The following is a 13,980-nucleotide window of genomic DNA, read 5'->3' on the forward strand; positions in this document are numbered from 1 at the left end:
GAAAACCTCCCTGGTTATTTGTGGTGCGTTTTACCCAAGGCCTTGGCCACCAGTTGTTCGTAGAGTTCGGCGTAGGGTTCGACGGCTTTGCACCAGTTGAACGGGGCAGCCATCGCCCGGCAGCGCATGGCGTGCAGCAGATCCGGGAAGGCAAACACCTTGAACGCGCGGCTCAGGGCTTCGCGGTAGCTGTCAGCCGTGGACTCGTTGAACAGGAACCCGGTGACGCCGTTTTCAATGGTGTCGGCCAGCCCGCCGGTGTTGCGCGCCACCGGCAGCGAGCCGAAACGCTGGGCGTACATCTGGCTCAAGCCGCAAGGTTCGTAACGCGACGGCATCAGCAGGAAATCGCTGCCGGCGAACATCCGCCGGGCGTCGGTTTCATTGAAGCCGATACGCACGCCGATCTGGCCGGGAAAACGCAGGGCCAGTTCGCGCATGGCCTGTTCCTCTTCCGGCTCGCCGCGTCCGATGATGGCGATCTGGCCGCCGTTCTGCACGATGTACTCCGACACCGCTTCGGTCAGGTCCAGGCCTTTTTGATAAACCAGCCGCGACACCACGGCAAACAGGGGGCCTTCGGAGTCTTTCAGACCGAACAGTTCGCGTACATGGGCGGCGTTGACGGCTTTTCCTTCCCAGTCGCCGATGGCAAACGGCGCGAACAGGTGCGGGTCGGTGGCGGCGTCCCAGCTCTCGTCGATACCGTTGGGGATGCCGCTGAGCAAACCTTGCTGGGTCTTGGCGGCGAGAAAGCCGTCGAGGCCGCAGCCGAAATCAGGGGTGGTGATTTCCTGCGCGTAGGTGGCGCTGACCGTGGTGATGTGGCTCGAATAGGCCATGCCGGCCTTGAGGAACGACATCTTGCCGTAGAACTCCATGCCTTCCTGTTGCAGGGCATGGGCGGGAATCCCGAGTTCCGGGCACGAGCCGAGGCTGGTCACGCCTTGATAGGCGAGGTTGTGAATGGTGAACAGGGTCGGCGTGCGTTGCCCACGCCAGTGCATGTAAGCAGGCGCCAGACCGGCCGGCCAGTCATGGGCGTGCACCAGATCCGGGCACCAGTGGATTTGCGCGAGGTTGGCGGCGATATCGGCGGCGGCCAGACCCAGGCGGGCGAAGCGGATGTGGTTGTCCGGCCAGTCACGGCCGTTGTTGGCGCCATAAGGGCCGCCGTCGCGAGCGTAGAGCTCAGGGCAAATCAACACATAAATGACCAGGCCGTCAGGCATGTCCATGCGCCCGATCTTGCACGGTGGCAGCGCGGCGTGGCCGCCCAGTTCGCCGATGATGTGGATCGGATTTTCACTGTTCATCACTTGCGGGTAACCGGGGATCAGCACCCGGACATCATGCAGATGCGCCATCGCGCGGGGCAGGGCGGCAGAAACGTCACCAAGACCGCCGGTCTTCACCAGATCGGCGATTTCCGAGGTCACGAACAACACTTTCTTCTTGTTGGGATTCTGACTGGCTACCGGTGTCAGCGTCTTGGTGCCCGGGACGTTGATCGACCGGCTGCCGGGAACGCTCACGGTGCTCGATTCGCCGACCGGCTGATGAGCACGCTCTCCCTGAATATCCAATGCCGCACTGATCATATGAATCTCCCGTTTTGTTGATCTGATTCTTGTCTTGAACAAGCGATGTCCATGGCCAAATCCTGTGGCCGGGCGCAAACGCGCCACGCATCGGTGAGCAAACGCTACCCAACACGCGCAAGCAGAATGGGTGAAGAGGCCATTGCAAGGAATGAACCAGTCGCCTTGGCCTTGTCTTTCAGATGACCCGTCGCGATCAGCAAAAGTTTCGACAAAATTTCCACATTGTGACCGACCGGTTTCGCCCCGCGAAAACCAGTCTAGGCCAGATCCTAGAGCGGGCCAGGGCAATCGGACGAATTGTTCGACAATCTGTTGCAGGCTCACGGAAACCGTGGCTTTGAGCGGGGGATCGCACCGACGAAGTGCATGTTTGAAGGGGCGGACGGTGCAAAACAGTGACCGGCTGGTCACGTTTTCGGGCGCGAGGAAAGTGCGTGTGCACTGTTGCGGTGCGGACAATTGTGTTGGCGTGCGGTCAGTGGATGCTGATTCGCGGGCAGGGGTTGCCCGCGAATTGGAGGAAGGTCAGTTCAGCAGACGAATCGGTTCTCCCGCTGACCAGGCCTGAATGTCCTCGATCATCTGCGAAAAGAACTGCTGATAGTTCTGTCGGCTGACGTATCCGACATGAGGCGTGGCCAGCACATTGTCCAGCGTGCGAAACGGATGCAGCGCCGGCAACGGTTCTTCATCGAACACATCCAGCGCTGCGCCACCGATGCGCTGTTTCTGCAAGGCCTTGATCAGCGCCGCTTCGTCGACAATAGGCCCGCGCGCCGTGTTGACCAGCAGGGCGGTTGGCTTCATCCAGTCCAGCGCCTGAGCATCGACCAGACCACGACTGCGGTCGCTGAGCACCAGGTGCACCGACAAAACGTCGGCCTGTTCGAACAATTGCTGCTTGCTGACATAGGTGACACCGGCCTGTTCGGCGCGCTCGGCGGTCAGGTTTTCGCTCCAGGCGATCACCCGCATGCCGAACACCTGACCGAACTGCGCCACCCGTTGGCCGATGCTGCCGAGCCCGAGAATGCCCAGGGTCTTGCCGTGCAGATCGCCGCCCAGCCCCTGTTGCCATTGGCCGGCGCGCAGGGCGTTGGCCTCGTTCACCAGGTTGCGGGTGGCGGCCATGATCAGCGCCCAGGTCAGTTCCGGCGCTGCATGCTTATAGCTGTCGGTGCCGCAGACCTTGATCCCGAGTCGGGCAGCGGCCGGTATGTCCAGGGCCGCGTTGCGCATGCCGCCGGTGACCAGCAGCTTGAGGTTCGGCAAACGCTTGAGCAGGTCTTCATCGAAGCGCGTGCGTTCGCGCATCACACAAATCACCTCGAACCGGCCCAGGCGCTCGGCCAGCGTGGCGTTGTCCGCCGGGTAGTCATGGACGAAAGTCACTTCGCCGAGACTGTCGAGCACCGACCAGTCGACTACACCCCGCGCGACGTCCTGCCAGTCATCGATCACTGCAATCTGCACCGCCATCAGCCTTGACTCCTCAACGAACGGGATTGGTTTTGTTCAGCCAGCCGAGCAGTGCCTGATGGAACTGCGCCGGCTCTTCCATCTGCGGGGCGTGGCCCAGTCCGGGGAATTCCACCAGCGTGGACTGCGGAATCAGTTTGGCGACCTGTTTGCCCAGCACCTCGTAATGGCCGATTTTCGCTTTCACCTCGGGCGGCGCAATGTCCTTGCCGATGGCCGTGGTGTCGGAGGTGCCGATCAGCAACAGGGTCGGCATCTTCAGGTCCTTGAACTCGTAGTAGACCGGCTGGGTGAAGATCATGTCGTAGATCAGCGCGGAGTTCCATGCGACCTGAGTCTTGCCCGGCCCATTGCTCAGGCCCGCGAGCATGTCTACCCAACGGTCGAATTCGGGTTTCCAGCGACCGCCGTAATAGGTGCTGCGCTCGTAGTCGCGAATGCCTTGGGCGGTGACTTTCAGTTCGCGCTGATACCACTGGTCAACGCTGCGATACGGTACGCCAAGGGCTTTCCAGTCTTCGAGACCGATCGGGTTGACCAGCGCCAATTGCTCGACCTGATCCGGGTATTGCAGGGCGTAGCGGGTGGCCAGCATGCCGCCGGTGGAGTGGCCGAGCAGGGTGGCTTTCTGAATGCCCAGCGCCTTGAGCAATTGCTGGGTGTTGGCCGCCAGTTGCTGGAAGGTGTACTGGTAGTGATCGGGTTTGCTGGAGGTGCAGAAGCCGATCTGATCTGGCGCAACCACCCGGTAACCGGCCTCGCTCAGGGCCTGGATCGAACTGTCCCAGGTGGCGCCGCAAAAATTCTTGCCGTGCATCAGCACCACGGTGCGCCCGTTGGCCTTGCCGTGGGCGGCGACGTCCATGTAACCCATCTGCAATGATTTGCCCTGGGACTGAAAGGCAAAATGCTTGAGGGTGTAGGGATAGTCGAAACCTTGCAGTTCCGGGCCGTATTGCGGGCCTTCGGCGTGAGCCAGCAGGGGCAGGGCAGCGGTCAGCAACAGGCCGGGCAGCCAGCGGGTCAGCGACACAGACATGGGACAACTCCACAGGAAATCGGCCGATGCTGGAACGGCCGGATTAGGGCGACGTTAAACACAGGCAATGCCCGCGCCTGATCGTTCAACCGAGCCAATCCAGGGTGAGCATCGCCAGCACCGCATAACGGGCGCCTTTGGCCAGGGTGACGATCAACAGGAATCGCCCGAGCGGTTCACGCATGACCCCGGCGATCAGCGTCAGGGGATCACCGATGACCGGCAGCCAACTGAGCAGCAGCGACCAGTGACCATAACGCTGATAGTGAACGCGGGCGCGGTCCATGTGCTTCGGGCTGACCGGAAACCAGCGCCGACCCTGAAACCGCTCCAGTCCTCGCCCCAGCCACCAGTTGACCAGCGAACCGAGGACATTGCCCAGCGTCGCCACCGCCAGCAGCCCCCACAGCCAATAGCGATCGCTGACCAGCAGCCCGACCAGCACCGCTTCCGATTGCAGCGGCAGCAGTGTGGCCGCGCCAAACGCGGCGAAGAACAGCCCGATGTAACCCGCCGTCATCAATGGGCCGGGTAATCCGCCACCACCACATCAGCCCCATCCTTTTTCAGGCCGATGACTTGATAGGCATCGCTCATGCCGTCCATTTCCATGCCCGGCGAGCCCATCGGCATCCCCGGTGCCGCCACGCCAAGCAGATCGTCACGCTTGCTCAGCGCCAGCACTTGTTCGGCGGGGACGTGACCTTCGACGAATTTGCCGTTGATGATTGCGGTGTGGCAGGACGCCAGACGCGGTGGTACGCCGTGTTGTTGCTTGAAGCTGCTCATGTCGGCTTCAACGTGATCCTCGACCTTGAAACCGTTGGCTTCCAGATGGCTGATCCACTTTTTGCAGCAGCCGCAGTTGGCGTCGCGGTGGACTTCGATCGGGATGAGGTCGGCGGCTTGCGCCAGGGAGGAGATGAATAGCGCGCTCAGGGCGGCCAGACGCAGGTGGTTTCGCATGGAGGGCTCTCGGCTCGGGGTAAAAAAACGCATTTTGACCGGGATTTTCCGCCCGGCATCAACGGAGTGTTTCCAAGTAATACAAGGCGGGTTGCCAGCATGATCGTAGATCAAGGCTGACAGCCCGCTGAGCGAGAGATGACAGATCTGTCAGGAAGCCAAAGGATCAGCGCACCTTGAACCGGCCCATGATCGCGCCGACCCGGCTGTTGGCTTCCAGCAACTGTCGGGTGTTGAGCTCGCTGGCCTGACCGCTTTGCACCAGTTCATCGACCATGTGACGGATCTGCACCATGCTGCGGTTGATCTCTTCGGTGACGGCGCTTTGCTGTTCGGCGGCGGTGGCGATCTGCGTGCTGAGGCTGTTGATGTGGCTGACCGAGCCGGCCATCTCGTCAAGGCCGCTGTTGACTCGCGCCGTGGCGTCGGCGGCCGACTGGCAACTGGCCTGGGTGTTTTCCATGGCGCTGACCGACGAACTCACGCCCTGGGTCAGGCGGGTCAACATTTCGTTGATTTCCGAAGTGCTGGCCTGGGTGCGAGCGGCGAGGGCGCGCACTTCGTCGGCCACCACCGCGAAGCCGCGTCCCTGCTCACCGGCGCGGGCGGCTTCGATGGCGGCGTTCAGCGCCAGCAGGTTGGTCTGGCCGGCAATGGCGCCAATCACCCCGAGAATCTCGGTGATGCGCTGCGCGTCCTGTTGCATGCTTTCGACCTTGTGCGTGGCGCTGGCCACTTCGTCGATCAGCGCGACCACGCTGCTCGACGCTTCGCCGACCACCACCCGCGAACGGTCGGCGTTTTCGTTGGCGCGCTGGGTGAAGGCGGCGGTTTCGGCGGCATTCTGCGCGACGCTTTCAGCGGTCGAACTCATCTCGTTGATCGCGGTGACGGTCTGGTCGGTTTCCGAAGCGTGGCGCAGCAGAATCTGACTGGTGTGCGCCGACGTACGTTGCAGGTTGTCGAGGCTCGAAGCCATGGCGCCGGTGGCCTGGGTGACTTCGCCGATCATGTTCTGCAGGTAGGCAATGAAGGTGTTGACCGAGTGACCGATCGCGCCGAGTTCGTCTTCGGCGCGGATGGTGATGCGGCGTGTCAGGTCGGCATCGCCGCTGGACAGCAGATCGATGTTGGCTTTCAGGGCCTTCATGCGCTGGATCAATTGGCGGATCGCATAGACCTGCCACAGCACCAGCAGGATCACCAGCGGGATCTGCAACAGGCTCAGGGTGCTGAGCACGTCATCGCGCTGGGCGGTGATCAATTTGGTCGGCAGGGCGGTGGCGAGGAACCAAGGCGTGCCTTCGATCGGGCGCATGAAGAAAGTGCTGGCTTCACCGTTGTTGTCGAACTCGACGCGCTGGGCCTGATCACGCTGTTGCAGGCCTGCTTTTACCTGGCTGGCAAACGGTGAACTGCCGGCCAGCTCGCTGATGTTTTTCAGCACGATCGGGCCATTGATGCGCGAACTGTTGCTGATGATCTTGCCGTCGGCCTCGACGATCAGCATTTCGGCGCTGAGGTCTTTTTCCTTGCGCGCCACCAGGTCGTTGAAGAAGCCCAGCGTCACGTCGATGGTCGATACACCCCAGGTCGTGCCGTTCTTCTGGATGGCCATGGCGCAGTTGGTGCGTGGTTCGGCGCTGGCATCGTCTTTATAGGCGGCGGCCCAGGCGCATTGGCCGCGCGGGGTCTGCAGGCCGCCCTTGTACCAGCTCTGGTCGTAATAGTTGGGCGCTGCGTCGCTGTTCCAGAAGGTGTTCACGGCGAGTTTGCCGGAGCTGTCGCGATGCCAGAAGGTGCTGAACTTGTTGCGTCCCGCCTCACGCTGACCGGGTAGTGGCCAGATACCACCGCCAAATACTTTCAATTCACCGTACTGGTCCACCAGCCCCGGCAGCACCGTATCGATGGCGGCACTGTCGAGCAGCGGGATGGTCTGGGTGATGCTGCGTTGCTGCGATTGAACCTTGTTCAGTTCGCCCTGGATCTGCTCGGCGACCTCGGCAATGCGGTTGAGCACGACCTGTTCTTCGGTATGACGCAGTTTCGGCGCGACCAACTGGCTGATGCCCACCACGGTCAGGACCGACAGCAACAGGATAAATAGAACCAGAAACAGCGTGTAGCGAGCCTGAATGGTACGGAATGCGGGCATGGAGACCGGTCCTTGAGCAGCGTTTCTTATTAGGGGCGAGGAGTAAAACAGTAGGGGTATCCCTTACGTATCGTCGCGGCGCGAGGAAGCTTTAGGTACTCACGTGCTAAAAAGTTTTGAAACGCTGACCGGCAAGTAACAGATCCGACACATGCAAACTAACCAGCCCGTTCGTTAGAGTAAAAAGCCGATTTTCGCCGGACTGGCCAAGCGGCTCTGGCTCAATATCTGCGGGGCTTGCAGTGCTTTGTATCGAGAATGTACAAAATTTGTAAAAAAGTGAAAAACAGATTGGTGACATCAGTTTGCCGGCCGATACTCCGGGCAACTCAAGACGTTCCACAAGGATATTTTCATGTTCTTTTCGCAAGGAGCACGCTCATGACCGTTGGTTATACCGGCGCGTGGCAGCCCAAGGCAGGTTTGCTGGTTCGAGATGCAGGGAGCTCGGGCAAACCGGTTTCTCAAAGCGTGAAGGTCAAGCAGATGCTGGCCCTGGTCGGCAACGACCCCACCGTTCTCAACACGGCGGAAATGGACAAGCAGCGTTTGCACAAGAACATCAAGGGGTTCGATCCGGAAAACGTCACTCCCAAGCAATTGGGCAAACTGACTGACTTCCTGCGCAGCCGGGGCCTTATTTCCGAAGTGACCTCGATGACGCTGCTCAATGCCGGTGACAAGTTCGATCGGTTCGGCATTCAGAAAGACCCGGATGCCAAGTTCAATGCGCTGGAATATTTCGCCACGCAACTGGACACCATCAACAACAACAGCCTCAAGGGCAACAAGTACGCCAATACGTTGATCCCGGAGTACAAGAAAGCCATTTATGTGCTGCAGAGCCTGAAAACCTACGGACAGGGCGGTGAACGTCCGCCTCCGACCGACAAAGGCGTCAGCGCCAAGGCTTGATCGCGTAAAACCAGGCCCTCCGATGCGCAGGGCCTGGGCATTCTTGCGTTACACGGAGGATGATGGCTTGGCAATGAGCGATTGCAGGTCGTCATGCAGCCGCTGCATCTGCGGGCAAATCAGCGTCAACGCCGGTGGCCTGGCGCCACGATGAAACAACGCCAGCCAGCCAGCTCCTCTCTCATCCGGCACCAGCCCGGTGAACACGAATCCCGCCGTCGTCAGCAAGTGAAAAGCGCTTGCGAATTCCTTTGCCAGCCTGAGCCTGACTGAAATAAGCCAATGCGCCGGCAGATCCTGCAACTGCTTGAGCAAGCCGCCATCGAGCTCTTTGAAAATGCCTTCATACCGGTTCAATTGTTGTTCCAGCTGCACCGGTTCGCCCACCCAGGGCGCGGCCTTGTCCTGTGTTCCGAACACGCTGCACATCTGCCTCATGAAATCCCGGCAGCTTTCGGGCCACGCCTGGGTCGGGAGCGGACGTCGGTTATCGTCGACAGGCGTGTAACCGATGACCAGCGATTCCCGCGCCGAGGCATTAAATGGAGACGGGACATGGTCGGGCAGCCATCCGACACTCTGAAAGCCGAGACTGGCTGCCATGCGCTGTGTGTAGGGATGGCCGGTGACCTGTTTGATCGTCACGCCCCGGTATCCCAGGGCTTGCGCATGAATCAACAGCTGCCGTCCCAGGCGGGTGGCAATGTTCTGACCTCGGGTTTCGGGGGCAACCACGCTCAATGCCAGCTCGGCGATGTGCGATCCCTTGGCACGAATCAAGGTCGCGTGTCCCAGCATTTGATCTTCGGCGACGGCGACCAGAGAGTGCCAGCGACCCAGCGTATGGTTGCGATCGATCATGCAGGGCAGATAGACGTGAGGCTGGGCGTAAAGATCGCCGTAGGTTTTTCGGAACAGGTTGCTCACGGCCACAGCGTCGCTGTTGCGGTAACTGCGCAGGGTGACTGTTTCCATCAGCGCTGTTCCATGGGCAGGCTGTCGTAGACGCGCAGATCCAGTACGCGCTGGCGTTTGCCGGAGCGCGGATGGCGTGACAGGTCTTGAACCGTGCAGCAGTGAATCTCCACGTCCAGCAAGTGATCGGCATTGAGTTGTTCGATCAACGGGTAGTGTTCAATCAACGCGTGGTGCAGCCTCCGGTCGGTGTCTGCCGAAGCGGATTGCACAGCGTCCGGAGCCCATTTCAGGCGCAGGATATCTTTCGTTCCGGTCTGTTCGATCACCAGTTGCCAATCGTCACTGCCGGTGAGGCGTTGCACCGTATCGCCGATTTCATCGGGCAGCAGCGTCAGGATTCCCACCCTGACTCGCTGGCTGTCGGCGCTGCGGCCCATCAGCGCGAATTTGCGCGTGGGCGTTCGGTTGAGCTCTCGCCAACACGCACGATCGCCGACCGGGTAACGAATCAGCGGCATCAACCGCCGGGTGAGATTGGTCATCACCAGGCGGCCTGTGCGATTGCATTCTTCGATTACCTCACCGGTCTGTTCGTCGAGGATTTCCAGCACGCTGTGGCCCTGCGCCATCCGGTGTTCACCCAGGGCGCAGTCGCGATGACTGGCGCCGATAAAGCCGGCATCGACGCTGGCGTACCCCATGGAGGCGACGCGTACATTGGGGAACACCCGGCCGAGCAGTTGCAACTGCACCGGGAACAGGCTTTCACCGCCGTAGAGCAGGCATTCGATGCACTCCAGCCGGCGTCCCTGATGTTCCAGCCACGCGGCGAAGGTCAACAAATGGGCCGGTAAACCGGCCAGTACATTGATCCGATGCCGGGAAATCGAATCGGCCAGCACGGTCGACTCTACATGGCCGGTGAAAGGGAACTCCACGACGCCCGGCTGAACGTGGGCCAGGGCATCGTGAGTGAAGATGAAACTGGCATACAGGTCGCCGACAAAAAACAGGTTGGCGACCCGGTCGCCCTTGTTCAGTTGCCCGGTGAGGCTGCGACCGAAATCCTCCACCAGCGTTTGCCATTCCCGCCGCTCGAAGACCGACAGTTTGCCATCGCTGGTGGTCCCTCCGGTTTTGAACACCAGTGCGTTGCCCAGGCTTGCGGTCAATACCGGCCAGCGGTCAAGGTCCTGGCTGCCTTTCCAGTAGTGCGTGGGGTCAATCACGGGTAAATCGGTCAGTGCCGTTACCTGCTCGGGGACGCCGGCAAAGTGGCTGGCGTAAAAGCTTGAATGCTTGCGCGCAAAAGCGACCAGCTCCTGCAATTCAATCCTTGGGATCATGGTGTGCTCCTTGCAGAACGGAGGAGGCGCGGGCTCCTCGGTTATCGATCAGCAGCGGCGTCTTGCCGCTGTGCTTGTTTCGGGTGAACCGGTCGATGGCGCAGACCTGCGCGTCCACTGTCAGCAGCCCGGTCTGCACAAGGGTTGCCAGCGTCGGGTAACCCAGCAGTCGGCGATGCACGTCCTGGGGTTCGAGCGCACTTAGAAATTTCATGCATTCCAGTCCGTCGGGGGCATGTTCGAGGATCACCTGAAACTCGGTCTGCAGGTGCTGCGCCAGTTCCGAGAGGCAGATGAAATCGGTGCCGATGCGCACCAGCCTGCCGTGGCGCTGAAGCAGTTCGAAGCGCGGCGTCTGCAGACCACAGCCACACCGTCCGGGCACCCAGCGGCCGCTGTCGCCGATGTCATAACGCTGAACGTCCTGACCTTCTCGAGCGAGGGAGGTGAACATCAGGCGACCGGTCTCGTTGTCACGCACTGGCTGGTCGGTTTCGAACGCGACAATTTCCAGGTGCTGGATATCGCTCAAAAGATGAAACACACCGTCGCCGGTGGCTGAGCAGGCGTGACCGAGCGGGCCGGCGTCGACGCTGCCGTAGATCGCCGAGCGGATCAGGCTGACGCCGCAGTCTTGCAGCAACTGGCGACTCTGCTCGCCGAGGTGTTCGCCGCCGAGAAATACTTTTTCAACCCCGCCATAGGCGCGCAGACGCGTTTGTTCGTTGAGGAACAAACGGTGCAGGGTGCTCGGCATGCCGATCAGCGTGTTCACCCGCTGATCGACGATCAACTGCGCAATCTCCCGATAGTCATCATCGGCCGGGGCACCCATCGGCAGGTGAGTGACGTCCAGTTGCTCCAGTACTTTGGAGAAACTGAAAAAACCGCCATACAGACCACCACTGAAAAACAGGTTCATCACCCGGTCCCGACGTGGATCGAGACCCGCTGCAAACAGACCATCGGCTGTAGCGAGCATCTGTTGGCGAAAGTCCCGATAACTGAAACCAGACAAGGCCGGCACGCCGCTGCTGCCGCCGGAACGGAAATACAGTTGGGCCGAAGCGTTGATCGGGCGGGCGATGAACGCTTCCTTGCTCATGATCGGCAGGTTCATCACACAGGGCGCAATGCCTGAGCCATTGAGCGTGGCGTGGGAGGGCAGTTTTGTCGGCGACAGACTGACCGAGACTCGCCGGCTCAGGCGTTGCAGGGCATAGACGCCGTCGTGAGGTTCGCCGTTGTAGCCATCGTGAATCGCTTCCGTCGGAGCAACGCGGGTGACGCCGGCGGTGATCAGCAGCTGTGAAAGCTCTGCAATCTGCTGCTCCGGGCAGATCAGGGCGCAGCTTTGCAGCACGTTTCGCCATGGCAACAGGGTCTCGATCACCCGTGTGCGCGGCAGTGGCTTGAGCAGCAGGCTGCGAAACAGTGGCGAAGGCTTCAATGGTCGGTCATGGGTCCAGATCACCCGCCAGCCCGGTGCTGTCCAGACCTCGCCAGCCACTTCGGCGAAACTGTGTGCGAGCCTGGCCATGGCGGTGTCGGTGGTGATTTGCGAGGCTTCCTGAATCGTTGGCAGCAATGCCGGCCATTGTCCGGCGCGGCGTTCGAATGCTTTGGCCAGACCCTCACCGACACCTCGCAGTACGGTCTCATCGTCGCTGTCCACCAACAACCATTGCGGGCTCGAGCACGCGGCAGACTTCGTCCACCACGGCGTCGAGCGCCTGAGGCGAGGCGGCGTCCGGTGTCAGATAAACGAAGCTGATGCGATGTCCCCAATCGATCCAGCGGCATCCGGCGGGGATTTGCTGGCGAATCGCTTGGAGCGCCGATTCGCCGCCCCAGGCCGAGACACCGTTGGCCCATTGGCACAGCTGGCCGATTTGCGCGGTGGTGGCCGGAACGACAGCGACATGCCCTGCGAGTTGGCCGCTGGGGTCGCATTGCGTCAGCGCGTGGAGCAATTGCGCGGTCAGCCCCTGATCGCTGCTGCTGGGACGCAGCCAGTTGACGTTGCCGGCCAGCAGACTTTCGATCACTGCGCAGAACGCCAGAAGTGCCGCGTTGCCGGGGGTGATGTGGACCACCAGGCCCAGCGGGCTCCAGCGTTCGAAACGTGGTTGGCGATAGTCGAAGCGCCGCAGTGTAGCGGGTTGAACGCCAAGCTCCCGTTCGAGTTTGCGCCGCAGACCTTGAGGCTGGCAGAACTCGATCAGTGACTCGCGTTGTTCGGCGTCGAGCGGCAGGGTCAGGCTGATGTCGCCCAACCGAAGGGCGAGCGTGGCCGCCGCATGGATGACCGTCTCGCTGTGCAGAGGCGAGTTCAGGCGTTGGGGCAGGGCCTGACGCAACTGATCCAGGGCGGTATCGAATCCGATGTCCGCGTGAAGTTGTCCATTGATCAGGTACATATCAGTGCCTCCCCAAGAGTTCGGACGCCGCCATCGCGCAGCTTCTGCCAGCGGTGGTGGCGGCGCGGCCATGCAGTTCGAACCAGTCGCTGTCCAGACCGCAGCCGCAGCTTGCGCCGGGGTGCAGGGTGGCGAGGTCGCTCATGACCACCGCATGGGCGGGGCTCGAAGAAATGTAGGGCGAGACCGCACTCAGTAACCCCGGCTGACCATAGGGCAGGACCGTGAAGTCGGATGGGCTACGCACAAATACCTTCGAATAGACCGGAACATGGAAGTGATGGTGAGCGCATTCGAGGTAAGGCACCGGATGCTCGACCGCACCGTAACCGTCGCGACAGCGGGCGATGTCGATTCCCAATTGCTGGTGGATACGCTCGTAAAGCTTCCGGCGGGGGATTTCCTGCGCGGCGCTGGTTTTCCAGCCGCCGCCAAACAGCGTCAGTGAATCCGCTGCCAGTTGCAGATCGGCCACGCCAGTGGTCTGCATGCGTTGCAGGGTCTGCCAGAGAAATGCAGGAAACCCGAAGATCCGCACCGGCAGGCCTTCTTCGGCAAAGGACTGCAACGCCGAGATGACGCCAAAGCCATCGAACTCGTGACCGCCACCGGTCCGACGCAAGGCATACGCCACGCGGTTGACCGGAGCGAACCGGCACAGGAACTGGTCGGTGAACGACGTTCCCAGGGTAATGCTGGCTTCAGGCTCGTAGCTCAGGAGCAAGTAGTTGCACGGCGTTTGCGGACTGTCCCAGCCATAGTGGTGGAAGATCCGTTCGACCATGTATTGGGCGGCGGCCAGACTGCGTTCGTCATAGCGCATGCGGCTTTTCTGGCCGCTGGTGCCTGACGATGTCAGTTCCAGTGCGTCTGCACCGGTCGGGCTGAGCAGTTGTTGCTGTTTGAAGAAACTGACGAAGATCGGTGGCAGTCGCGACCAGTCGTCGAGGCTGTCCAGATCCGTCACGGTCAGTCCATTGGCGTTCAACCAGTGTTCATACCCGGGGGTGTGTTCACTGTGAAAGCGGCTGATTTCGGCCATGGCCTGATCGAAAAGCCCCGCCGGCAAGGAATCCGGGCAATAGGGTTGTGTCAACGCACAGAGCGCGTCGCTGTGGGGGAAATGGAACATCAG

The 13,980-nt window shown here is 61.0% G+C and carries 10 protein-coding genes and 1 pseudogene; 1 reads left to right on the forward strand and 10 read right to left on the reverse strand.

Annotated features, from left to right (window positions below):
* Positions 1–14: 14 nt before the first annotated feature.
* The 6 genes from glgA to AC1RME_RS05175 all read right to left on the reverse strand — a co-directional run bounded on the left by glgA (position 15) and on the right by AC1RME_RS05175 (position 7,246).
* On the reverse strand, positions 15–1,601 hold the full coding sequence (gene glgA / locus AC1RME_RS05150) for a glycogen synthase GlgA (protein ID WP_096820276.1): 1,587 nt from the start codon (positions 1,599–1,601) through the stop codon (positions 15–17).
* Positions 1,602–2,129: 528 nt separating this feature from the next.
* Positions 2,130–3,083: a D-2-hydroxyacid dehydrogenase family protein gene (locus tag AC1RME_RS05155; RefSeq protein ID WP_096820277.1), complete on the reverse strand. Its 954-nt coding sequence runs from the start codon at positions 3,081–3,083 to the stop codon at positions 2,130–2,132.
* A 13-nt stretch (positions 3,084–3,096) separates the two neighbouring features.
* Entirely contained in the window at positions 3,097–4,122 is a 1,026-nt protein-coding gene (locus AC1RME_RS05160) for an alpha/beta fold hydrolase (RefSeq protein WP_096820278.1), read from the reverse strand.
* Positions 4,123–4,207: 85 nt separating this feature from the next.
* The gene (locus tag AC1RME_RS05165) at positions 4,208–4,642 is read right to left on the reverse strand and encodes a YqaA family protein (protein ID WP_493090646.1); all 435 of its coding nucleotides are present in this window, start codon (positions 4,640–4,642) and stop codon (positions 4,208–4,210) included.
* Positions 4,642–5,088, reverse strand: coding sequence for a DUF411 domain-containing protein (locus AC1RME_RS05170; protein WP_096820280.1), 447 nt, complete (start codon positions 5,086–5,088; stop codon positions 4,642–4,644). The genes AC1RME_RS05165 and AC1RME_RS05170 overlap by 1 nt, the downstream gene beginning before the upstream one ends.
* A gap of 166 nt (positions 5,089–5,254) precedes the next feature.
* Positions 5,255–7,246, reverse strand: a complete 1,992-nt coding sequence (locus AC1RME_RS05175; protein ID WP_096820281.1) for a methyl-accepting chemotaxis protein — start codon at positions 7,244–7,246, stop codon at positions 5,255–5,257.
* A 381-nt stretch (positions 7,247–7,627) separates the two neighbouring features.
* Here AC1RME_RS05175 and AC1RME_RS05180 point away from each other — a divergent pair, with 381 nt between their 5' ends.
* Complete coding sequence (locus AC1RME_RS05180) at positions 7,628–8,161, forward strand: hypothetical protein (RefSeq protein ID WP_096820282.1); 534 nt, start codon at positions 7,628–7,630, stop codon at positions 8,159–8,161.
* A 48-nt stretch (positions 8,162–8,209) separates the two neighbouring features.
* On the opposite strand, the gene AC1RME_RS05185 is transcribed toward AC1RME_RS05180, so the two are convergent.
* From AC1RME_RS05185 to AC1RME_RS05200, 4 genes and pseudogenes are all read right to left on the reverse strand, one after another.
* The gene (locus AC1RME_RS05185; protein ID WP_096820283.1) at positions 8,210–9,136 is read right to left on the reverse strand and encodes a GNAT family N-acetyltransferase; all 927 of its coding nucleotides are present in this window, start codon (positions 9,134–9,136) and stop codon (positions 8,210–8,212) included.
* Complete coding sequence (locus AC1RME_RS05190; RefSeq protein WP_493090648.1) at positions 9,136–10,425, reverse strand: phenylacetate--CoA ligase family protein; 1,290 nt, start codon at positions 10,423–10,425, stop codon at positions 9,136–9,138. Before AC1RME_RS05190 ends, AC1RME_RS05185 begins: the two co-directional genes overlap by 1 nt.
* A pseudogene (locus tag AC1RME_RS05195) lies at positions 10,409–12,845 on the reverse strand (acyl-CoA reductase). Before AC1RME_RS05195 ends, AC1RME_RS05190 begins: the two are co-directional and overlap by 17 nt.
* A gap of 1 nt (position 12,846) precedes the next feature.
* Positions 12,847–13,977 carry a LuxE/PaaK family acyltransferase gene (locus tag AC1RME_RS05200; RefSeq protein WP_493090650.1) on the reverse strand — a complete coding sequence of 377 codons (1,131 nt, stop codon included), beginning with the start codon at positions 13,975–13,977 and terminating at the stop codon, positions 12,847–12,849.
* Positions 13,978–13,980 lie beyond the last annotated feature (3 nt).

It is taken from the genome of Pseudomonas sp. GW822-FHT03F08 (assembly GCF_058801265.1).